Source organism: Bacillus rugosus, assembly GCF_023238245.1.
GTDB classification, from domain to species: domain Bacteria; phylum Bacillota; class Bacilli; order Bacillales; family Bacillaceae; genus Bacillus; species Bacillus rugosus.
Map to the genome: position 1 here is coordinate 2,180,781 of NZ_CP096590.1, position 21,745 is coordinate 2,202,525.

At 42.8% G+C, this 21,745-nt stretch carries 26 protein-coding genes and 1 riboswitch; of the genes, 8 read left to right on the forward strand and 18 right to left on the reverse strand.

The annotated features are described in order from the left end of the window. Nucleotides 1-18 precede the first annotated feature (18 nt). The 5 genes from brxA to M0696_RS10780 all read right to left on the reverse strand — a co-directional run bounded on the left by brxA (nucleotide 19) and on the right by M0696_RS10780 (nucleotide 4,832). Nucleotides 19-453, reverse strand: a complete 435-nt coding sequence (gene brxA, locus M0696_RS10760) for a bacilliredoxin BrxA (protein WP_248601951.1) — start codon at nucleotides 451-453, stop codon at nucleotides 19-21. A gap of 106 nt (nucleotides 454-559) precedes the next feature. Then, a complete protein-coding gene (gene ilvD, locus M0696_RS10765) occupies nucleotides 560-2,236 on the reverse strand; it encodes a dihydroxy-acid dehydratase (RefSeq protein ID WP_166851550.1) in 1,677 nt (558 codons plus the stop codon). A 289-nt stretch (nucleotides 2,237-2,525) separates the two neighbouring features. Further along, the gene (locus M0696_RS10770) at nucleotides 2,526-3,659 is read right to left on the reverse strand and encodes a conserved virulence factor C family protein (RefSeq protein WP_222143033.1); all 1,134 of its coding nucleotides are present in this window, start codon (nucleotides 3,657-3,659) and stop codon (nucleotides 2,526-2,528) included. Between the two features lie 59 nt (nucleotides 3,660-3,718). Beyond that, on the reverse strand, nucleotides 3,719-4,336 hold the full coding sequence (locus M0696_RS10775) for an HD domain-containing protein (RefSeq protein ID WP_222143034.1): 618 nt from the start codon (nucleotides 4,334-4,336) through the stop codon (nucleotides 3,719-3,721). A 13-nt stretch (nucleotides 4,337-4,349) separates the two neighbouring features. Next, the gene (locus M0696_RS10780; RefSeq protein WP_166851545.1) at nucleotides 4,350-4,832 is read right to left on the reverse strand and encodes a glutathione peroxidase; all 483 of its coding nucleotides are present in this window, start codon (nucleotides 4,830-4,832) and stop codon (nucleotides 4,350-4,352) included. A 355-nt stretch (nucleotides 4,833-5,187) separates the two neighbouring features. On the opposite strand from M0696_RS10780, the gene metA reads away from it, so the two are divergent. The 4 genes from metA (at nucleotide 5,188) to cspD (ending at nucleotide 7,916) form a co-directional block, all read left to right on the forward strand. Continuing rightward, the gene (metA, locus tag M0696_RS10785) at nucleotides 5,188-6,093 is read left to right on the forward strand and encodes a homoserine O-acetyltransferase MetA (protein WP_166851544.1); all 906 of its coding nucleotides are present in this window, start codon (nucleotides 5,188-5,190) and stop codon (nucleotides 6,091-6,093) included. Between the two features lie 229 nt (nucleotides 6,094-6,322). Next, a complete protein-coding gene (locus M0696_RS10790; protein WP_166851542.1) occupies nucleotides 6,323-7,471 on the forward strand; it encodes a diglucosyl diacylglycerol synthase in 1,149 nt (382 codons plus the stop codon). 79 nt (nucleotides 7,472-7,550) lie between these two features. Next, a complete protein-coding gene (locus tag M0696_RS10795) occupies nucleotides 7,551-7,700 on the forward strand; it encodes a hypothetical protein (RefSeq protein WP_166851540.1) in 150 nt (49 codons plus the stop codon). A gap of 15 nt (nucleotides 7,701-7,715) precedes the next feature. Then, a complete protein-coding gene (gene cspD, locus M0696_RS10800; protein ID WP_003230776.1) occupies nucleotides 7,716-7,916 on the forward strand; it encodes a cold-shock protein CspD in 201 nt (66 codons plus the stop codon). Nucleotides 7,917-7,967: 51 nt separating this feature from the next. Here the strand turns inward: cspD and degR are convergent, their stop codons facing one another. After that, nucleotides 7,968-8,150 (reverse strand): transcriptional regulator DegR, encoded by a 183-nt coding sequence (gene degR / locus M0696_RS10805; protein ID WP_003218247.1) that lies wholly within the window; start codon nucleotides 8,148-8,150, stop codon nucleotides 7,968-7,970. A 152-nt stretch (nucleotides 8,151-8,302) separates the two neighbouring features. Between degR and M0696_RS10810 the strand changes: the two genes are divergently transcribed. Further along, a complete protein-coding gene (locus tag M0696_RS10810; protein ID WP_166851538.1) occupies nucleotides 8,303-8,572 on the forward strand; it encodes a DUF2564 family protein in 270 nt (89 codons plus the stop codon). Nucleotides 8,573-8,600: 28 nt separating this feature from the next. On the opposite strand, the gene M0696_RS10815 is transcribed toward M0696_RS10810, so the two are convergent. Next, a complete protein-coding gene (locus M0696_RS10815; protein ID WP_004397944.1) occupies nucleotides 8,601-8,783 on the reverse strand; it encodes a zinc-finger domain-containing protein in 183 nt (60 codons plus the stop codon). Then, nucleotides 8,776-9,456, reverse strand: coding sequence for a ribonuclease H family protein (locus M0696_RS10820; RefSeq protein ID WP_166854645.1), 681 nt, complete (start codon nucleotides 9,454-9,456; stop codon nucleotides 8,776-8,778). Before M0696_RS10820 ends, M0696_RS10815 begins: the two co-directional genes overlap by 8 nt. An 82-nt stretch (nucleotides 9,457-9,538) precedes the next feature. Between M0696_RS10820 and M0696_RS10825 the strand changes: the two genes are divergently transcribed. From M0696_RS10825 to sspL, 3 genes are read left to right on the forward strand one after another with little or no spacing between them, the layout of a single operon-like run. Then, the gene (locus M0696_RS10825) at nucleotides 9,539-10,228 is read left to right on the forward strand and encodes a queuosine precursor transporter (RefSeq protein WP_166851534.1); all 690 of its coding nucleotides are present in this window, start codon (nucleotides 9,539-9,541) and stop codon (nucleotides 10,226-10,228) included. Continuing rightward, nucleotides 10,228-10,626, forward strand: a complete 399-nt coding sequence (locus M0696_RS10830; RefSeq protein ID WP_166851531.1) for a reverse transcriptase-like protein — start codon at nucleotides 10,228-10,230, stop codon at nucleotides 10,624-10,626. Before M0696_RS10825 ends, M0696_RS10830 begins: the two co-directional genes overlap by 1 nt. A gap of 40 nt (nucleotides 10,627-10,666) precedes the next feature. Further along, a complete protein-coding gene (sspL, locus tag M0696_RS10835; protein WP_003218255.1) occupies nucleotides 10,667-10,795 on the forward strand; it encodes a small, acid-soluble spore protein L in 129 nt (42 codons plus the stop codon). Nucleotides 10,796-10,802: 7 nt separating this feature from the next. On the opposite strand, the gene exnP is transcribed toward sspL, so the two are convergent. The 10 genes from exnP to ypwA form a co-directional block, all read right to left on the reverse strand. Further along, a complete protein-coding gene (gene exnP, locus M0696_RS10840; RefSeq protein ID WP_166851528.1) occupies nucleotides 10,803-11,696 on the reverse strand; it encodes a 5'-3' exonuclease ExnP in 894 nt (297 codons plus the stop codon). 99 nt (nucleotides 11,697-11,795) lie between these two features. Continuing rightward, the gene (locus tag M0696_RS10845; protein WP_003230761.1) at nucleotides 11,796-11,942 is read right to left on the reverse strand and encodes a hypothetical protein; all 147 of its coding nucleotides are present in this window, start codon (nucleotides 11,940-11,942) and stop codon (nucleotides 11,796-11,798) included. Between the two features lie 74 nt (nucleotides 11,943-12,016). Beyond that, nucleotides 12,017-12,274, reverse strand: a complete 258-nt coding sequence (locus M0696_RS10850; RefSeq protein WP_166851525.1) for a YpbS family protein — start codon at nucleotides 12,272-12,274, stop codon at nucleotides 12,017-12,019. Between the two features lie 64 nt (nucleotides 12,275-12,338). Next, nucleotides 12,339-15,920 (reverse strand): dynamin GTPase, encoded by a 3,582-nt coding sequence (gene dynA / locus M0696_RS10855; protein WP_222143035.1) that lies wholly within the window; start codon nucleotides 15,918-15,920, stop codon nucleotides 12,339-12,341. 173 nt (nucleotides 15,921-16,093) lie between these two features. Then, nucleotides 16,094-16,183 (reverse strand): Fur-regulated basic protein FbpC, encoded by a 90-nt coding sequence (gene fbpC / locus M0696_RS10860; protein ID WP_109491777.1) that lies wholly within the window; start codon nucleotides 16,181-16,183, stop codon nucleotides 16,094-16,096. Nucleotides 16,184-16,253: 70 nt separating this feature from the next. Continuing rightward, the gene (locus tag M0696_RS10865) at nucleotides 16,254-16,760 is read right to left on the reverse strand and encodes an isoprenylcysteine carboxyl methyltransferase family protein (protein WP_222143036.1); all 507 of its coding nucleotides are present in this window, start codon (nucleotides 16,758-16,760) and stop codon (nucleotides 16,254-16,256) included. Nucleotides 16,761-16,763: 3 nt separating this feature from the next. Beyond that, complete coding sequence (locus tag M0696_RS10870) at nucleotides 16,764-17,861, reverse strand: type III polyketide synthase (RefSeq protein ID WP_248601952.1); 1,098 nt, start codon at nucleotides 17,859-17,861, stop codon at nucleotides 16,764-16,766. Nucleotides 17,862-17,931: 70 nt separating this feature from the next. Beyond that, nucleotides 17,932-19,248, reverse strand: coding sequence for a xanthine permease PbuX (gene pbuX / locus M0696_RS10875; protein ID WP_166851515.1), 1,317 nt, complete (start codon nucleotides 19,246-19,248; stop codon nucleotides 17,932-17,934). Next, the gene (xpt, locus tag M0696_RS10880; RefSeq protein ID WP_166851512.1) at nucleotides 19,245-19,829 is read right to left on the reverse strand and encodes a xanthine phosphoribosyltransferase; all 585 of its coding nucleotides are present in this window, start codon (nucleotides 19,827-19,829) and stop codon (nucleotides 19,245-19,247) included. The genes pbuX and xpt overlap by 4 nt, the downstream gene beginning before the upstream one ends. Nucleotides 19,830-19,919: 90 nt before the next feature. Beyond that, a riboswitch (purine riboswitch) is annotated at nucleotides 19,920-20,019 on the reverse strand. A gap of 141 nt (nucleotides 20,020-20,160) precedes the next feature. Beyond that, on the reverse strand, nucleotides 20,161-21,666 hold the full coding sequence (ypwA, locus tag M0696_RS10885) for a carboxypeptidase (RefSeq protein WP_166851509.1): 1,506 nt from the start codon (nucleotides 21,664-21,666) through the stop codon (nucleotides 20,161-20,163). Nucleotides 21,667-21,745 lie beyond the last annotated feature (79 nt).

The window sequence follows — 21,745 nt, forward strand, 5'->3', positions numbered from 1 at the left end:
TGCCCGGAAAACGGGCATTTAGCAGTGTGCATCAAAGGCTGCGGTCAAATTTTTCATAATCTCTTCCATATCGTGTCCCTCAATTTCATGACGTGGAATAAAATGTACGACTTCTTTGCCTTTCAATAGAGCCATTGACGGTGAAGAAGGCTCCTGACCAGTAAAATACTCACGCATTTTTGCAGTAGCTTCTTTATCTTGGCCTGCAAATACAGTCACCGTATTGTCAGGTGTTTTGTCATTCTGGAGGACTGCCTGTGTTGCCGCAGGACGCGCTAGGCCAGCTGCACAGCCGCACACAGAGTTAACGACTACAAGAGTTGTGCCCTCTGCCTTTTCCATAAATTTTTCTACTTCTTCCGCTGTTGTTAATTCATCAAAACCTGCTCCAGTCAGCTCGCGGCGCATCGGTACGACAAGCTGGCGCATATATTCTTCATAAGCCATTGACATAATAAAAGCCCCCTCTAGTATCCTTCATCTGAAGTAAAGGATACTATAGAGGGGACCGGATTTCAAATGTTCACGCCTTAAAATAGGAGAAAGAGTTCCCCGCTGCCTAGATTTTCATGATACCGCCAGTGTTGGCGCTTGTCACAAGTTTAGAATAACGTGCCAAGTAGCCGGTTTTCACTTTTGGTTCAAAACCTTTCCAGTTCGCTTTCCGTTTTTCCCATTCTTCCTCTGGCACTTGTACATCCAAGATACGTTTTTCAATATCAACAATGATATGGTCTCCGTTTTCAACAAAGGCTAGCGGCCCTCCCTCTGCGGCCTCTGGTGATACGTGGCCGATTGAGAGTCCTCGGGAGGCTCCGGAAAAACGTCCATCAGTAATCAATGCTACTTTTGGTCCTAGTCCCATTCCAACGATTTGAGAAGTAGGCGCAAGCATTTCCGGCATGCCAGGTCCGCCTTTTGGCCCTTCGTATCGAATGATGACAACGTCGCCTTCTTTTACTTTCCGGTTGATAATGCCGTCAAGCGCCTCATCCTGAGAATCAAATACAACAGCCGGCCCTTCGTGTCTCGTGATTCCGTTTTGTACGCCGCCTGTTTTAATGATAGCGCCATCCGGAGCCAGACTACCGAATAAAACAGCGAGACCTCCCTTTTCAGTGAATGGTTGATCCAGCGGATGGATGACGTCATAGTCCTTTACTTCATGTCCGGCAATGGTTTCTCCAAGTGTTTTTCCTGTAACAGTCAGCGCGTCCAAATGGAGCGCTCCTTCTTTCTTGGAAAGCTCATTCAGCGCCGCTGACACGCCGCCCGCTTCATGAAGATCTTCAATAAACACATCTGATGCAGGCGCCAGCTTAGCCAAGTGCGGCACGCGTTCAGCGACTTCGTTAATGCGTTCTAAAGAATATTCAACGCCGGCTTCGTTTGCAAGGGCAAGCGTATGAAGAACGGTATTTGTTGAACCGCCGAGCGCCATATCGAGTGCAAACGCGTTATCAATCGCTTTTACAGTGACGATATCACGCGGTTTGATATCTTTGCGAATGGTTTCCATTAATTGCGCAGCCGACTTTCTGACAAACTCTTTGCGTTCCGGTGCTGTCGCAAGAATGGTTCCGTTACCTGGCAAAGCAAGTCCAAGTGCCTCAGACAGGCAGTTCATTGAGTTTGCCGTAAACATGCCGGAGCAAGATCCGCATGTTGGGCATCCGAACTGCTCTAGTTCTTGAAGTTCGTTTTCGTTAATTTTTCCTGCTTGGTAAGCGCCTACCCCTTCGAATACTGAGGAAAGGGAGATTTTTCGCCCGTCACTAGTTCTTCCTGCCGCCATCGGCCCGCCGCTGACAAAAATCGTAGGAATGTTAATGCGCATTGCCGCCATAAGCATTCCCGGCGTGATTTTGTCACAGTTCGGAATACAGACCATTCCGTCAAACCAGTGTGCGGATACAACCGTTTCCACAGAGTCAGCAATGATTTCACGGCTCGGCAGCGAATATCTCATGCCGATATGCCCCATCGCGATGCCGTCATCTACTCCGATGGTATTAAATTCAAACGGTACGCCCCCAGCTTCTCTGATTGCTTCTTTTACGATTTTCCCAAACTCCTGCAAGTGAACATGACCGGGAACGATATCAATGTATGAATTACAAACCGCAATAAACGGCTTGCCGAAATCTTCTTCTTTTACACCTGCTGCACGAAGCAAACTGCGGTGCGGAGCTCTATCGATTCCTTGTGTGATCATGTTACTGCGTAATTCTGCCATGGTGATCCCCCTAAATTCTTTCAATTGTTAGACTGGATTTTATTTTAACAATTTTCAGTTTATTTGTGGGCTGTTTTTGCTAAAAGATAAAATTCAGGCCGCCCTCGCCTTGATTGTTTCCTTCATGTTTTTATATTTATATAGCTTTCTGTCGATGTGAACCCTCCAACTATTAATATTGTTACTTACTATAAATAGTTTTCGGATATTTTTCAACAATATTCGAAATAATTTTTATAAAAAGTGAATTCACATAAAAAAGGTGCATGATCTGCACCCTTTTTATTCTTTATTCACCTTTTTTTCTGCTCTCCGTCATTTGTTTCCACACAGAGCCTTTTGCTTCTTCCCCATGCTCAATACGTTCTAGCGCCATTTTCACTTGAAGGCTGACCTCAAATTCGGGGTCGTCTTCGGCAGCACGCAAAGCTTCAATTGCACTTTCATCGCCGACTTCGTACAGGAACATAGCCGCACGCCAGCGGACAAGCTTGCTGGAGTCGCTTAACGACTTGATCATAGCAGGAATGGCTTGAGGGTCCCCGATATCAGACAGGCAGTCTCCAGCCGTTCTTCTGACTGAGACTGCTTTGTCCTCAAGTGCTTTATACAATAGAGGAAGAACACCTGGTGTTTCAATCATTCCTAAGTACACAACAGCCTGTCTTCTGATGGACACCTTGGGATCATCCAATGCCTTCTGTAAAACCGGGATATCCTCCTCTTTCGGATCCATCTGTTCCAGATGTGCATAACGCTTTTTCCAGTCCTCATCATCCAGCATGTCAAGCGTTACTTTATATGCTTTGCGCTGTACAGCTTGTTTTGCTTCTCCCTTTCCTTGAGCGGCTGCTTCTGTCAGCCGTTTCAGCCGTTCATCACTGTATGCGGCCTGAAGCTCTTCTGTCACGTCATGACCGATTTCATTGAAGTCGCCGAATCTGACACCTTGTTCTTTCCAGGCCCGCTCAAACACAACATTTGAAGCTTCAGATCTGAGTTTTAAGATCGCCTGCTGAAAGCGTTCAGGTAAGCCGAAGCGCTCTTCCCGCTCCCCATCCGTCAACTTGACCTGCATAGGAATGCCGCTGAACATTTGCACAAAAACTTTCACCTCTCCAAAAGACTCTTGATCAGAGCGGTTTTCTTCTTTGCTTTCAGCACTTTCCATCCCAAATGCAGTGCGGACTTGCGGTAAAATGTCTTTCCAGTCGTATCTTGCGTTCCGTTCAACAGCAAGAAAATCAGCGACGTGATATACCCCTTTTACCCCTTCTATTTTAAGGATTTCCGCTATAACAGGCGGTGCGCCTTCTGCTTGATCCGGTTTATAGTTATTGCTTTTGCCCGCCGGAAGCTCTTCTGTTAAGATGACCTTCATTGTATTCGGGCTTGGCGTAGGTTCAATTGATTTTATCTTCATGATCGTCCTCCTATAGCATATCTGTGACTTATTCTATCATAGTCGCTTCAAGCCTTCTATTACGATGTTTTGGTATCAATCCCGGGTATGTCTTTTTCTAATTGGCGGACAAACTGAAGCATAAAATCGTGCCTTTCTTCTGCCAGTTCCCGTGCGGTGTCTGTATTCATCATACCTTTCAGCCGCAGCAGCTTTTGAAAAAAATGAGCGTAGGCGCTTTGATCATCTCCATAAAGGCCATGCCCTTTTGCGCCCGCAAACATGAAAGCTCTCACAATGCCGACAGCACCGATCGCATCAAGCCTGTCAGCATCCTGTACGACTTTTCCCTCAGTTGAGAGCGGCTCCTCCTCAAGCTTTCCCCTGTCCCGAAAGGACATCCTTGTGATAATGTGAATCACTCTGTCAGCATCCTTTTTCCCAATTCCGAAAGAAACGAGCTGATCATATACTTCGCTCACAGAAAGCCTGACCGCATCAGGGAGTTTGATATCAATTAAATCATGAACCAACGCTGCTGTTTCAATAATGAACAAATCCGCGTTTTCCTTTTCTCCAATATACAAAGCAAGATCCGCAACTCTTGATATATGAAACCAATCATGTCCAGAACTTTCGCCAGTTAGGACAGATTGAACCCATGTCCTGATTTGTTCTGCCTGCTTCAATTCCTTCATAAAAACACCCTTTTTATTGCCCTAATAGTTTTACGATAACATCTTCCAGCTCTTTCGGATTTGTATTTGGTGAATAGCGGCCAACGATTTCTCCGTTTCTGTCCACTATAAACTTCGTGAAATTCCACTTGATCGCCTTAGTTCCCAGCATCCCTTTCGCATGCTCTGTCAAATACACAAACAGCGGGTGGGCGTTTTTCCCGTTTACTTCCACTTTTGAAAACATAGGAAACGTAACACCGTAATTTGTTTCACAAAAATCCTTTATGCCTGCCTCGTCACCAGGCTCTTGGTTCATAAATTGATTGCAGGGGAACCCTAAGATCTCCAGGCCTTCCTGCTGATATGTATCATATAACTCCTGAAGCTGCTTCAATTGGGGAGTAAAGCCGCATTTACTCGCTGTATTCACGATCATCAATATCTTTCCGGCAAAAGGCTGAAGTGTCATGTCTTTCCCTGTTATTGTACGTACCTTCATATCATATATAGACATGTAAGTCCCTCCTATGTCCCTGCTGCTGATTATTTTACCTTTTTTATAGCTCAATTCAAAATGCAAACATCATTTATCAGAACTCTTAAGAAATGAATCAAATAAGCTGTGAACATCTGCTCATTATAAATTCATGCGGCTCATTTTTTATCTTATCATTCTATAAAATAATACAATTCCCTTCTGAGATACATCATGAAAAATCATTTTACTGTGAAACCAAAAGGCGTATCTATGCGTTTTATTTAAAGAGTTTTCTGTTGTTTCCCCTTCAACACTTATAGATAGATTGAAAATTGGCGTGAAAATTCCTATAATGAAGAAAATCAAACGGGGAAATGATGGAGGTGGCACGTTGCCTATTAATATACCAACACACCTGCCGGCAAAACAGGTGCTTGAGAGTGAACATATATTTGTAATGGATGAAAGTAGAGCATTTCATCAGGATATCCGGCCGCAAAAAATTATCATATTGAATTTGATGCCGAAAAAAATCCAAACAGAGACCCAGCTTCTCAGATTGCTTGGAAATTCGCCTTTACAGGTTCATTTTACATTTTTGATCCCAAGCACACATACGCCGAAAAATACTGCAAGAGAACACCTTGACGAATTTTACACGACTTTTTCCAATATCCGTCACAAGAAGTTTGACGGTATGATTATCACCGGTGCGCCGATCGAGCATTTGGCGTTTGAAGATGTTTCATATTGGGAAGAGCTCAAAGAGATCATGGAGTGGAGCAAAACAAATGTCACTTCAACCTTGCATATTTGCTGGGGCGCTCAAGCAGGTTTGTATTACCATTACGGTGTAGAAAAAATTCAAACGCCGAAAAAAATCTTCGGTGTGTTCGAACATACAGTTCTTTCAAAACACGAGAGATTGGTCAGAGGTTTTGACGAGCTATACTACGTGCCGCATTCCCGGCATACAGATATAAATATGGAGCAGCTTCAAGCAGTGCCCGAGTTAAATATTCTTACCGCATCTAAGGAAGCTGGGGTTTGCTTAATTGTGTCTAAAGACGAAAAACAAGTCTTTTTAACAGGGCACCCCGAATATGATACAAATACGCTTCTTCAAGAGTATGAAAGAGATCTGGAACGAAACCTTTCTACTGTCGAGGCGCCTAAACATTATTTTGCAGAAGACAGCAAGGAGCCGGTGAATCGCTGGAAAGCGCATGCGACATTATTGTTTATGAACTGGCTGAATTATTACGTTTACCAAGAAACTCCTTATGAATGGGACTAATTTTTCTTTTTTTAGTGATACGCTGAGCAAAAAATATGATAAAATACATCTGATTCAGTCTGCGTATAACAAAATTTTAAAATACTGGAATCAAATCTTTTAAAATTAGCTTAATTTTTTCACTGCATTAATAATTCGATTATGTATTTGTGTTATGTTTATGTATAGACAATAACTCCTTACGATGCATGAAGCTTGCTTGTTGTTGATTACATTGAGGTGAATTTACTTGAATACCAATAAAAGAGTATTAATTTTGACTGCAAATTACGGAAATGGACATGTGCAGGTAGCCAAAACGCTTTATGAGCAATGTGTACGTCTCGGCTTTCAGCATGTAACAGTTTCTAATTTGTACCAAGAGTCAAATCCGATTGTTTCAGAGGTAACTCAGTACCTTTATTTAAAAAGCTTCTCAATCGGGAAACAGTTTTATCGTTTGTTTTATTACGGAGTTGACAAAATCTATAATAAACGTAAATTCAATATTTACTTTAAAATGGGTAATAAACGATTGGGCGAACTTGTCGAGGAACATCAGCCCGATATTATTATTAATACATTTCCGATGATCGTCGTGCCGGAATACAGACGCCGAACAGGAAGAGTCATCCCTACCTTCAACGTTATGACTGATTTTTGCCTTCATAAAATTTGGGTTCACGAAAACGTGGATAAATATTATGTGGCGACAGATTATGTGAAGGAAAAACTGTTGGAGATCGGCACTCATCCAAGCAATGTGAAAATCACCGGGATTCCAATCAGGCCGCAATTTGAAGAATCCATGCCAGTGGAGCCGATATATAAAAAATACAATCTTTCACCAAACAAAAAAGTGCTTCTGATCATGGCTGGCGCCCACGGAGTATTAAAGAATGTAAAAGAGCTGTGCGAAAACCTTGTCAAAGATGACCATGTGCAAGTGGTTGTCGTATGCGGAAAAAACACGGCTTTAAAAGAATCTTTAAGTGCGCTTGAAGCAGAAAACGGTGACAAATTAAAAGTTCTTGGCTATGTGGAGCGCATTGATGAGCTGTTCCGGATCACAGATTGCATGATTACAAAACCTGGAGGCATTACTTTGACGGAAGCGACTGCCATCGGTGTGCCTGTCATTCTGTACAAACCAGTGCCTGGCCAGGAAAAAGAAAATGCAAACTTCTTTGAAGATCGGGGAGCTGCCATCGTCGTGAACCGTCATGAAGAGATTCTCGAGTCAGTCACTTCCCTTCTCGCAGATGAAGATACGTTACAGCGCATGAAGAAAAACATTAAGGACCTTCATTTAGCAAACTCATCTGAAGTGATTTTAGAGGATATCCTGAAGGAATCAGAAATGATGACAGCCAAACAAAAAGCCAAAGCGCTATCTTAATGTTGTTTTGGAGAGCACATGAAATTCGTGTGCTCTTTTTATTTATATTCAATTTTTATAAAAGCGGTTACATTTTTTTGTGAAACTTGCCCTTCTTTTGAAAAATAAGCAGTTTCACAACTTGACGGGTGCTCCCAGATGGTGTATAGTTGAACCATCATTTAACAATGAATCAACGTTGTTAAATGGTGACAAAATTTTTTTTAGCACACGGGTGCTACAGTACTAGGAGGAATTAAGCAATATGCAAAACGGTAAAGTAAAATGGTTCAACAACGAAAAAGGATTCGGCTTCATTGAAGTTGAAGGCGGAGACGATGTATTTGTTCACTTCACAGCTATCGAAGGAGATGGATACAAATCATTAGAAGAAGGACAAGAAGTTTCTTTTGAAATTGTCGAAGGTAATCGTGGACCTCAAGCTTCTAATGTTGTAAAACTCTAAACTCAGTACATGATGATGAGATGACAAATAGAGGAGAGGCATTTGCCTCTCCTATTTGATTTTCATCTGGATCTCAATCGCCAAAATATTTTGCTTGCACCTCTGTTCAATCTCTTCAACATGTTTTTCCATTGACGGCTTCCCTTTTTTCGCGATATCCGCCAGTTCTTCTAAATCACTGTATATTTCTATAAATGTTTTGTGAAGGATCGACTTTAAGTCTTTATCATCCATAGCTGCTCCCCTTCTCTGCCAAGATACCTCAAATAGTAAAACAGTCCTATTTTTTCTGGTTCAATAGTTATATCGGCTTATTTTCATTTTATTTTCTATTTTGGTACATATATTTTAAAAAACTCTGCAAAATAATTGCGGAGGTGTTTTTTGTGACTTCAGAATTTCATGATGAGGATCAAACTGGCTTTACGGATAAGCGGCAGCTGGAACTAGCGGTGGAAACAGCGCAGAAAACGACAGGAGCTGCGACGAGAGGCCAAAGCACAACTTTAGTCGATTCCGCATACCAAGCCATTGACGATGCAAGAGAACTGTCACAAACTGAAGAGCTGGCAGCTCTCGATGATCCTGAATTTGTACAGCAGCAACAGCAGCTGCTGGATGACAGCCAGCACCAGCTTGATGAATTCAAAGAATAAAAACCGCAGCTTCTGCGGTTTTTATTCTTTAGTGGTTGGTTAAGACATCTCCATATGCTTTCAGCTTTTCACCAACCGTACATTTATTAATACAAAATGAATGCGCATAGGTTTTGCCAAATTCTTTGCGAAACTGCTTCTTAATAAAACAGTCCTTGCAATATTCATCGTGCAGTTCTGTCAGTTCTTTAAAAATCATTTTCTTATCCAATTTCGTCATCTCCGTTACGGTCTAATTTCGTGTGGCTTTCTACGAATTGATGAGATAGAATTTTTTTAGCGAGGCCGTCAGCTTCCTGGTTGTCTTTCCGCTGTATGGTTTCGTAGGTTGGAGTAAGCTTCAGCGATTCAAGGAGTGCCTCTATTTTGTCCAGCCATTCATTATGAGACGGATCATAGCAAGGCCAGCTGCCGTCAAGCTGATTCAGCACAACAAGTGAGTCCCCTTTGATCGTAATTGAATTTCTGCTTGCCCCAAGCTCTCTTACTTCTCTTATTGCTTCATAAAGCGCCGCGTATTCAGCTTCATTATTGGTTTTCAGCCGGAAGCTTTTATTTTTTCTCAAGCGATGCCGGATTCCTCCCAATGAATAATAAACGACGATTCCGAGTCCGGCCAGTTCGCTCTCCTTATCGAAACTGCCGTCAAAGTAAACAGTAATGTCATCAGGCTCTTGAGCAAGTTCCTCTGTCAGCTTTTCTAATTCCTTCAGCGACCAGCTGCCGCCTTTCTCGTCTTCGAACTCGAGTTCTTTCATGTATGGAAAACGGCCAAGTTCTCTGGCGAGCATACGTGCTTGCTGAGCTGTCAGCCAGTCTTCGCCCAAAAATGAGACGGATCCCGTCCCTTTTGCTTCTATTTTCATATGCGGTCTGAGCTTCATTACGATCACCTTACCATTCATTAGTTGCCGGGCTTGTGCTATAATCAAACCACTCTTACCCCGGAAAGGAAGCTTTTTCATTTTGTTTAATAATTCGTTTTGGATCATTTTTGCGATCATTCATTTTATCATTGTTCTTTTATTTTATAAAGGATTTGGCAAAATGGGACTATTTGTTTGGATCGGTTTTGCGACAGTCTGCGCCAACCTTCAAGTCGTCAAAACAGTCGAACTGTTTGGCTTAACAGCAACACTCGGAAATGTGATGTACGGCACAATCTTTTTTGCGACAGATGTGCTGAATGAAAAATACGGACCGGCTGAAGCCAAAAAAGCGGTATGGCTCGGATTCTCAACACTCCTGACGCTGACATTTGTCATGCAGGGCGTGCTGCTTTTCGAACCGGCTTCCAGCGACATATCACAAACAGCGCTGGAAACGATTTTCGGATTCCTTCCACGCGTCGCGCTAGGAAGTCTGCTTGCCTTTATCTTCAGCCAAACGCTGGATGTTTATGTATATTCGGCAATTAGAAGGATATTTCCTTCTGATCGGCTTTTATGGCTCAGAAATGGCGGCAGTACAGCTGTCAGCCAGCTGTTTGATACATTTATATTTACTGGAGTCGCTTTTTTCGGCATTTATCCTGCAGGCGTTTGGCTTCATATTTTTATTTCTACATATTTGATTAAGTTTGCGGTATCTTTGATTTCATTGCCTTATGCCTATGCAGCAAAAAAAATGATACCGAATGACGAAAGGGGTTCATAATGCCTACAGAAATATATGTAGACGGCGCAAGTGCCGGTAATCCCGGGCCTTCCGGTATCGGCATTTTTATCAAACATGAAGGAAAAGCAGAATCTTTCTCTATTCCAATCGGAATGCATACAAACCAGGAAGCGGAATTTATTGCGTTAATTGAAGGGATGAAGCTATGTGCAAAGCGCGGGTATCAATCTGTTTCCTTTCGAACCGATTCAGATATTGTGGAACGGGCCGCTGAGTTTGAAATGGTTAAAAATAAAACGTTTCACCCGTATGTGGAAGAAATCATCCGATTAAAAGCGGCCTTCCCTCTTTTTTTCATCAAATGGATACCGGGCAAGCAAAACCAAAAAGCCGACCATCTGGCAAAAGAAGCAGTTCGGCTGAATGATAAGAATTAAATCTCGATCAATGGTCATCCTAATGACGAGGTGAACAAACATGAAAAAGAAAGATAAAGGCCGGCTGACCGGCGGTGTGACTCCGCAAGGCGACCTGGAAGGCAATACACATAACGACCCTAAAACAGAGCTTGAGGAAAGAGCCAAAAAAAGCAACACAAAACGCTAGAGAAGATCTACACGATCTCTCTAGCGTTCAGTTTTTCGAGCATACGCTCAATTCCTTTGATTTGGTGGCGGCGAAGCATGTCAGCCGCCTGCTCCATTTTCAGGGTAAATAGAGCGTCTTTTAATGTGCAGACCAGCGGCACGGAGCAATGAATTTCCGCAAGCTTCCTCGACATCTCCAAATCGCTCAAACCTTGCTGAATTTTCCCCTGCTGTCCCTTCGGAAGAAGAGAAAGATTTTCTAATAACCGGTCAATCGTTTCGTATTCACGAATCAGTTTGTAGGCTGTTTTTTCTCCAATTCCTTTGACACCAGGATAGTTATCACTGGAATCACCCATAAGCGCTTTAATATCTATTAAAGCCTTCGGCAGGACGCCTGTTTCTTCATAAAAAGTCTCTGTTGTATAGACTTTATAATTTCCAATTCCTTTTTGGAGCAGAGCCACGCTTACTTTATCCGTTAACAGCTGAAGTAAATCTCTGTCCCCTGTTACAATCGTAATGTCAGCTTCATTCGCAAACAAAGCGGCAAGGGTTCCGATACAATCATCCGCCTCATACCCGGCAAAGCCGATATTCATGATACCGAGCTCATCAGCCGCTTCCTTTGCCAAATCAAACTGCGGGATCAGCTCCACAGGCGGTGCGCTGCGGTTCGCCTTATAATCTTGGAACAGGTCATTTCGGTACGTTTTGCTTCCCATGTCCCAGCAGCAGACGACGTGTGTCGGCTGGAATGTTTCAACAGCTGTGATCAAATGCTTTAAAAATCCGTTGACGCCGTTCGTCGGCACCCCGCTGTCATTTATCATAAAGTTACGATGCACGGCCGTGGCAAAAAACGCCCGGAATAAAAGAGCCATGCCGTCAACTAGCAATAGTTTATTATTATTATTCATAAGTTAACTCCCTTTTCTTTCATTCTTTCTATTTTACCATAAAGCAGCGGAAAAATAAAAAACAGCATCTCTTCGATTAGAGATACTGTTTTAATAACATCAGTCGTTGTGTCTTTTGTTGCTGGCGATCAGCTTTTCAGCTTCGCGTCCTGCGTAAGAGTCAAAATGGGTTTGAAATCCGTTTTTCTTTTTGGCATTGTTATTCGCCTGTGCATTTCTGTTTCCCAGTTTTGTTCTGCCCAACATGAATCCCCCCTTACGTCGGATACATATAGTATATGCTTCCGGCAGGAGATTCACTCGCGACAGGATCATCCAGCTTACATACGGCTTACGTATTCTTTGACCATTTCTTTTGATACAAGGCGTCTTGTCGGGACGATGCCTTTTTTGGCGAGCTGATTGATCTGCTCGGTAATTTCATTAATTGCATCTGTAGTAAAAGGCTCATCGTTTTTGCATTTTGAAACCGCTTCTTCAATGGCCATTTCACGCATGTTTTCAAGACGCATAAATGCTTTGATATGCTCGTGCTGTTTTGATGAATGTGCTGAAATTGCTTTATGTACCTCTGACATGAATCGTTCATCTCGCTTTTTTCTATTTAGTCTATCACGACTTGAAATACAAGCCAACTGAATTTTACGTTTTTATTGTATTGTCTGATCTTTGCCAGAAGATACATGCTTGATATGCCTTTTCAACCTCATTCGCATGTTCCCCTTCCCCATATCCTCCTATATACGTATCTTTTTGATCCTTTATTTGTTCAATTGCTTTTTCAGCCATATCCTCCTGTAAACGCCTGAGATGATCTGTGTAATGAGAGATAAGGCTTTCTTCTTCATTTTTCACCCAAGCCTCGGTGATTTTCGTGAGTTTCATCCGTACAGCTTCGATGAAGGCCGCTTTTCCTTTCTGTTCAAAAAACTGCTTCGGTGATTTGATCTCTTTTTGTTCCTGCTCAAAGGCACGTTCATCTAATTCAGGTTCAACTTCCTTAAGCTGTATGCCGTTCGAATGCTGCTCACCTGCATAAATGGAAAAATAACCATCCTCATTTAATGTTTTTTGAAAGCTTTCCAGCCACTCTTCGGCAATATGTCGCTCGATGAAACCGCTCATGCGAACATCAAGCGTTTTGATTTCCTGAACATATTCAAACTGATATTCATGTAAGGCGGTTGTCATCGCATTGCCGACGTTCTTTTTCCATTCCCCGTTCTGAAGGCCGGGATGAAATGCCGATTTTAATAAATCATTTGCAAAGAAGGATAATCGCTGTGTAATGTGATAAAGCTGTTCTTTTGTGTCTTTTTTTACTTTCTCAATGATGGTTTCTGAGTTCCGCCGCTTCTCGATCTCAGCTGCTGTCCGCTCAAATGACAGCATAATGCGCTGTTTCTCCGCTTCCTTTTCTTCCTTAGACTGATGCTGGGATTGGTGAAGCTGGAAAACCGTTTCGCATAGTTTGTCTGCTTCCGAACTGAGCTGTGCAGCTGACGCTTTTTTTACATCCACATCTATAAACCGGTCTAAGTGTTTTCTTACTTTCGGGAACTGGTTATAAAATGATTCCGGTTTTCTCAGCAGTTCCTCCTTACTAGATACGGTAAAGATCTGCGGATCATGGATCCCTTCTTTTACAAGCTCTGCGCTGACATAATCGCTCACTGTTTCGAGCTCTGTCTTATCTTTCGCAAGGTCCGCTGCATTAATGACGAAAAACATTTTATCCATGCTGAGTGATTCTTTTACAAGCCCGAGCTTTCGCAAAAATGAACGGTCACCTTTCGAAAAGGAATGCTGGTAATAGGTCATATAAAAAAACGCGTCGGCATCTTTAATATATTGGTATGCCAGCTCTGTATGCCGTTTATTCATACTGCTCGCACCAGGCGTATCAACGATTGTAATCCCTTTTTCAGTAAGCTGGCATGCATAATAGACTGTTACCTCTTTCACAGCGCAGGCTGTTGACTCTTCTGCCACATACGGTTTTAATTCAGACAGCGGAATCGTTAATTTCTTTTGTTCCTGTATATATTGCTTATACTTTTCGTATGCAAACAGGAAGTTGCTGATAAATTTGATGTGTTCTTCCTGCAGCCGGCTTTTTTTGACTGCCTTTTCCCACTTCTCTGTGAAAGAACGGCCTGCTGGTTCTTTTTGTATTCCGGTGAGCTGCATAATGTCAGCCGTTATGTCTTCCTCCGTCTTAAATACCACATCCGCTGTTTTGTTGATGTTGCCATTGGTTGGTTTTGTGATTTTGTTAATTGTGGCTGTGGTTGGCGTTGGCGAGGACGGCAGCACCCTTTCACCGACAAGCGCATTGGCAAATGATGATTTCCCCGAGCTGAAGCCTCCAAAAAGAGCAAGTGTAAACTTCCGTTCCTCTAGCCTTTTAATCCTTTCCCGAAAGGCTGAAGTTTGCTTTGACAACATGCTGTATTCACCTAAAAGGTCAGACAAAGTGTGAAAGCGTTCGATCTGGTCTTGAAGCGGCAGTTCTTGCTCCATTTTGGTTTCTGGTTTCCGCATCATCTGCTGCGTCTGCTGGCCTTGGCTTCGTTTCTGTTCCGGAGCCGCCACTGTTTTTTTCTTCATTTTAAACCAGTCGGTGTCTATGTGCATTGGGCATGCGGACTCCTCTTCCCAAACAGCCCATATGCGATCAGCTTTCTCGCGGGCATTATTCTCTAAACGGGCCTGTTCTTCGAGAAGGGCGAGTTTTTCTGTTTCCTGTATGAGCCGGCCATTGATCGTTTGCAAGTCTTTGGAAACACACGCTTTCACCATCTCGGTAAGCTCCTTTATGATATCTGCCGCTTTCCTTTTCGCCTCTTTGCGGATGAGCTCTGCCAAGTCTTTTGTATATTGCAATACATATTCTGAGGAAAAAGCTGCCCCATGCTTGACTGCGTGCTCAATGATGTCAATTTCAAGCGGAGTGTGATAGGCCTGAATCAGCTTTTCACTTTCAGCTGTATGAATATCAAATGCCTTGGCGAGTTTATGGAACGAGTCTATTATGTGCCAATCCGCTTCGGCCTCTGTTCGTTTTTTCACATCAGAGAAAAAAGCATTCTTTCTTCTATCTCTTTCCTGTGCAGTTTTTGCTTTAGAAAAGAAAAAACCGGTTTTAAAAGAAGGCTCTCGCGATTCTAGGAATGCAGATGCCAGCTCACGCATTTCAAAGGGCGTCAGGTTGGCGTTTTTTAAAATGCGATTGATTTCTTCCTGCATCCTGTTTTCTGCCTTTGTCGCTTGTTTCGCCGCCTCATCCAATTGATCATGGAGCGATTGGACCCGTTCAGTTTGTGTGTCAAGCTGTTCAGCGAAGCTTGGACCATCTGTTTCGTCTTTCAAAAGCATTTCCGTATGTTCCTTCAGCAGATTGCGGACTTTTTGTTTTGTTAAAGCCTGCATATTGCTTTTTGATTGCTGTTCTATTCTTTTTAATTCTTCTCTCAAGATCTCAAGCTGATTAAACGGGTGGTTCGGCTCTGTCACTGACGTAAAATAGAGCGCTCCCTTTGAAATGCCTTCATTGCAAAGCATCTCCTCTACCTGTGCTTTATAGTCTTTAAAGTGTGTCTCCGTCTCATCGTGGCGGTCAATTTGATTGACGATAAAATACACATTCGGAATGCTTTCTTTTATCGATCTGAGGAACTTTACATTTTCCTCTGAGTGCACATGATTATAGTGAACGACGTAAAACAGCGCATCCGCCTGATGGAGGATAGACGCCGCCGATAGAAAATGGGCATCATCTGTTGAATCAATCCCAGGGGTATCAATATACGCAACCCCTGAATCGATCTCAGTATACCGGTCAAAAATTTCAATGCTTTCAATTTGCTCTCCATCTTTGCAATATTGCTGCACCTTGTCTTTCTGATAAGCCCCCTCCAGCTCAGCGCATGCTCCGTCTGTTGTATGGAGCCGAACATGCTTTTCCCCGTTTCTGATCACAACAAGGTTAGCACTTGTTGGGATCGGGCTTGTCGGCAATATATTCTCCATTAACAGGCAGTTCAGCAGTGATGATTTTCCCGCTGAATAATGCCCGGTAAACGCGATATAAACCTCTTCATCTGCCGCTTTTTTCATGACTGCAGCCAGTTTAGCAGCTCTTTGTTCATCTTGATTCTCGATCAACCGCTTATAAAGTTCCCCTGTTTTGTGTAAAAGCTCTTCTCTGTTATGTTCTGTCATAAATCTGAACCCCTTTGTGCCGTTTCAATTGTGAATCTTTTTCGAAAGATCTGAATACATTCTCTTTCATTTTACACAAGAATGATCCAAATTTCTTTAAGATAATAGAAAAAAGCCGCCATATGGCAGCCTTTATAAAAGAAAATCTGCAACTTTGACAAGTTCCAGATTGATTAAACAGATTTATTTGAAATTCCTTTTAATACAAAACCAATTAGTATACTATATGTACAAACCGCCCCAAGCAAAAATAGCATTGTCATTTGCTTCACCATCCTGATTGAGAATCTTTTTCAAATTCATTTTAACATGGGTGAGAATGATTTTCAATCTCTATTTTATACTGTATTCCTCTAATGCCTTGTCTTCTGTACGTATCCTGACAGTTAACAACACGGCATTGACAAGGGAAAACAGACACATGGTGACGTAGGCTTGATACAGCAGCGGAATCAATAAGATTTCTAATATAACAACGGTATAGTTTGGATGCTTTATCCATTTATAAGGGCCTTTTTTTACAAGCTCTGCCCCTGGAACGACAAGAATTTTCGTATTCCAATATGCTCCTAAGGAACAAAGTGCCCAATACCGTACTGCTTGCACGCATAAAATAGCAGCAGCGATACCAATCCACCAGCTTGACGGCTGTTTGTTCATCAGCAGCACTTCCGCAATTAAAGACAAGAAAAAAAGGATATGCATGATGATGATATACGGATAGTGGCTCTCGCCGAATTCAATCGCCCCTTGTTTCTTTACTTTTTGTTCGTTTTGTCTGGCTACTGCCATTTCAGCCACTCTTTGAGTAATGAGAATGACGATCAAAAACCAAAACATGAATCAAGCCCCCTTTCCCCAGCTGAATAACAGCAGCTCTGATGAAAATCCCGGCCCTAATGCGCCAATCAGTCCCCGTTCTGCTTCCTTTTTATGTCCGTCCAGCAGATGTTCTTTGATCACATACAATATTGTGGCTGAAGACATATTTCCGTGCTTTTGCAATATGCTTTGTGCAGATGAAAGCTTTTCTGGTGACAGCTCAAGACTTTTGATGTAGGCATCGATCACTTTTTTTCCGCCTGGATGCGCTAAAAAAACACTGATATCACTGAATGACAGCTGATGTTTGTCCAAAAAAACCTGTACATTTGTTTTGAGCCATTTTTCCACCAAAGTCGGAATATCTCTTGAGAAAATGACTTTGAATCCTTGATCAGTAAAATCCCAGCCCATGACATCTTCTGATTGTTTCATCAAAACAGATTGGGAATCCGTTATTTTCGGCACAAGCTTCTGTTTTGACATCCTGCGGTCCGCCTTCTCTCCGCATAATAATGCTGCAGCAATGCCGTCGCCAAAAAGCGAGGTGCCGATCAGATTGCTTTTCGTTTTATCTTCCGGTTGGAAAGTCAGGCTGCACAGCTCAGCAGCAATGACGAGCACGAAAGCTTCAGGATACGCTTTGCAGTATTCGGCTGCGCGCGCAAGTCCGCTTGCTCCTCCTGCACAGCCGAGCCCCCAAAGCGGAATCCGCTTTGTATATGGAGAAAACGGAAGTTCATTCATGAGCCGCGCCTCGATGCTCGGTGTGGAAAGGCCCGTGCTGGAGACGAAAAAAACAGCATCCACTTTCTCATAAGGAATGGCTTCTTGAAGAAATTCAGGATGAGAGAGGCACTCCCGAACAGCCTCTCTGCTATGCTTAAGCGTTTCTTCTATATATATTTGATTTTTTTCTTCAAAGCTGTGATCCTCTTTATACCATTCAATCGGCTTAACAAATTGTCTCGAGTGGATTTGCCCGTTTTTAAAGGAGGTTAACAGCCGGTCAATATCCTTAAAGGAGTACTGAAACATATTGCGGGCGAACTCAGCCGCTTTCTCTTGGTTTACATCGTACGCAGGAAGACTTGTTCCGATGGATAAAATAAATGCCATGCGATCACCTCTTTGATACATTGTGCCGCAACGATCTTTTTTATATGCAAAAAACTCCGCCGCGGCGGAGTTAGACTGCTGTTTTTCGCTCAGTGATGTCAGCTTTTTGTTCTGTTTTTTTGGCTTTAGAGAATACGTTATATACAATATTCAAGACTACTGCAGTAAAGCTGCCGGCAACAATTCCGTTTGTCGTAAGTAGCGTTAAGGCGCTTGGAAGCTGCTTAAAAATATCCGGCACAACTGTCACACCGAGACCTAGACCCACTGAGCAGGCAACGATCAGCAGATTTTCCTGTTTTGCAAAATCAATGCGGCTTAGCATTTTGATTCCGTAAGCGATCACCATTCCAAACATCGCCACCATTGCCCCGCCCAAAACAGCAGATGGAATAATGGTCGTGAAAGCAGCGATCTTCGGAAATAGTCCAAATGCCATTAAGATCACACCCGTGACAACAATGACGGCATTTTTCTTTATTCCTGTGAGCTGCACAAGTCCGACATTTTGAGAAAATGCCGTGTAAGGAAAAGCGTTAAAAATACCGCCCAGCAGCACAGCCAGCCCTTCAGCGCGATAGCCTTTAGACAAATCCTTCTCTGTCAGACGGCGGTTCGTCAGGTCACCTAAGGCAAAGTAAACACCCGTTGATTCTACAAGGCTGACAATCGCAACGATGGACATCGTAATAATAGGCGCTGTATGAAAAGACGGCGCTCCGAAGTAAAACGGCTGAATCATTTGAACAACTGCCGCGTCCGAAACGTTATCAAATTGGACTTTTCCCATAAAATAAGCAATAAAAGTCCCAATCAAAATACCGATCAATATCGAGATGGACTTAATAAAGCCTTTCGTAAAACGGTATAGAAGCACAATGATACTCAAAACGATAAAGGCGAGAGCAAGATTGGAAAGATCTCCGAAATCTGCACTTCCTTCACCGCCGGCCATGTTATTCATGGCTACCGGCATCAGTGTAATACCGATAATCGTAACAACTGAGCCTGTCACGACCGGCGGAAAAAACGATACGAGCTTTCCAAAGAAAAATGAAATCAGAATGACAAGAATGCCTGAAGCGATAATACTTCCGTAAACCGCTGAAACCCCGTATTCAGATCCAATTGCAATCATCGGCGATACAGCTGTAAATGTACAGCCAAGCACAACCGGAAGCCCAATCCCGAAAAATCGGTTGCTCCACACTTGCAGAAGTGTTGCCACACCGCACATAAAAATATCAATTGATACCAAGTAGGTCAGCTGTTCGACAGTAAGGCCCATTGCTTTTCCGACAATCAAAGGAACGACAATGGCACCGGCATACATAGCGAGCACATGCTGTATCCCTAAAGACAGCGTTTTGCCAAATCCGTTTTTCATGAATGAACCTCCTGTACGAAGGACACTTTTCCTTCTTCCAGGGATTGAATTCTTGCCAAAGATTCCACCCGATAGCCCAGCTTCACAAGTTCATCTCTTCCCGGCTGAAAAGACTTTTCAATGACAATGCCAAGTCCCGCAATAGACGCACCCGCCTGCTTCACAATCGACACGAGTCCGTGTGCTGCTTGTCCATTTGCCAAAAAATCATCGATAATCAGTACATGATCCTGATCCGACAGGTGGGTTCCTGAGACTGCGATTTGGCTTTCTGTTTGCTTTGTAAAGGAATAAACAGACGCTGTCAGCAAGTTGTCGGTGAGAGTTAATGATTTATGTTTTCTCGCAAAGACAACAGGCACCCCCAGCTTCAAGCCTGTCATCACAGCGGGAGCGATTCCAGATGATTCGATTGTCACAATTTTAGTAATACCGTCTTTTGCAAATCTGGCCGCAAATTCGTCGCCGACTTTCTGCATCAGCAATGGATCAATTTGGTGATTCAAAAAAGAATCCACTTTCAATACCTGATCAGATAATACGACGCCTTCTTCCTCTATTTTCCGTTTCAGTGCTTCCATCCTGTCTTACCTCCGTTATGAGAATAAAAAAAGCATTGCCCGCTCAAAAAAAGAGCAAGCAATGCTGATATAACAAAAAACCGTACAGATGCGGTCTCATTGCTCACTCATAGTCGGACATTTACGGTGCCCGGTAGAAACTTGCGTGCCATATCCACGCGATTATATGAGTGTTCCTATGATATTGTAATAAATTATATCAAGATTCTCATCTCTTGCATAGACGGAAAATGAAAATTCCCGAACTTTATTTTCATTTTCCGAAACATCATTCGTCTTTCAAGGGATTCCAATCTAAAAGAGCCTGACGGACGGGCCGCCAGGCTTTTGATTACGACAGATAGAGATTTGAATATTTGCTTGACAAATAGTCGATCAAATAGCGTACATTCAGCTCTTCTCCTGTTGCATCTTTAATAATGTCTAACGGCTTTTTCCGTTTTCCGTGAATGTGCACCTTTTCCGTCAGCCACTGCTTTATCGGATGAAATTCCCCTCTTTCCAAGAGAGTGTCAAATTCAGGAAGATCCTCAAGCATTTTTTGTTTCAGCTGAGCTGCATACATGTAACCGAGCGCATAGGATGGGAAGTAGCCGAAATCTCCTCCTGCCCAATGGACGTCCTGTAAAATTCCCTCTGCGTCTGTCTGCGGTGTAATCCCTAAATAATCCTGGTATTTTTGATTCCAAAGCGATGGCAGTTCTTCCACTGACACTTCATTGCTGAAAATCGCTTTTTCAATTTCATATCGGATGATAATATGAAGAGGATACGTTAATTCATCCGCTTCAACCCTGATAAATGAAGGTTTTGATTCATTGATTGCCCGGACAAAATCATCCAGAGAGATGTCCTTGAACTGTTCAGGTGATGCTTCTTGAATCTTCTTATAGTACGGTGTCCAAAAATGCTTGTTGCGGCCGATAAAATTCTCGTAAAATAATGATTGAGATTCATGGATTCCCATTGATGCACCGTCTGATAAGTTCGTCCCGCTCAGTGCCTCGTCAATATTTTGCTCGTATACCGCGTGACCGCACTCATGAATGGTGCCAAAGATCGCCGTACGAAAATCTTTTTCATCGTATCTCGTCGTGACCCGAACGTCTCCGCGGTTCATCGTGGTCGCAAATGGATGAACAGTTTCATCAAGCCGTCCGCCATCAAAATCGTAGCCAAGCTCCTGTAAAAAATACAGACTAAGCTCTTTTTGCTTTTCTTTCGGGAACGCTTTTGTGATAAAGCTTGTATCTGGTTTATTTTCTGAAGCTGTCACCTGTTTAACAAGAGGAATAATCGCTTCCTTGAGCTCGGAAAACAGCTGATCAAGCACCTTTACCGTAACACCCGGCTCAAACAAATCAAGCAATGCATCATAAGGATGTTCTTGATAACCCCAATACGTAATAAAACGTTTATTGAATTCAATCAGCTGTTCTAAATAAGGGGAAAACAAGCTGAAATCAGATTTTCCTTTCGCTTCTTCCCACGCAGTTTCTGCCTTGGAACACAGAATTACGTATTCCTTGTATTCAGCTTCAGGAATTTTTTTATTCTCTTCATACTCTTTTTTCGCCAGCTCCACTGCCTTTTTCGTATCTTCAGACAAGTCATCAAATCGATCATACAGAGCATCGATTAGCTCCTTCATCCGATCCGACGTCTGGATGTTGAATATATCTGTTGAAAGCTGGCCGATGCTTTCGGCACGGTCCTCTGAGCCGTTTTTTGGCGCACCTGTTCTGGAGTCCCAGTGCATTAAAGCAACTGCTTCACTGTAATGTGAGATTCTTTTTAAAAGATCAAAAAATTCCTTTTCATATGTATGTATCTCCATATCCATTCCCTCCCTATTCTAGCCGTTCCATTACAGGCTAATGGAAGGGGGTATGAAAGTCAAATTGTTTGTATAAGAG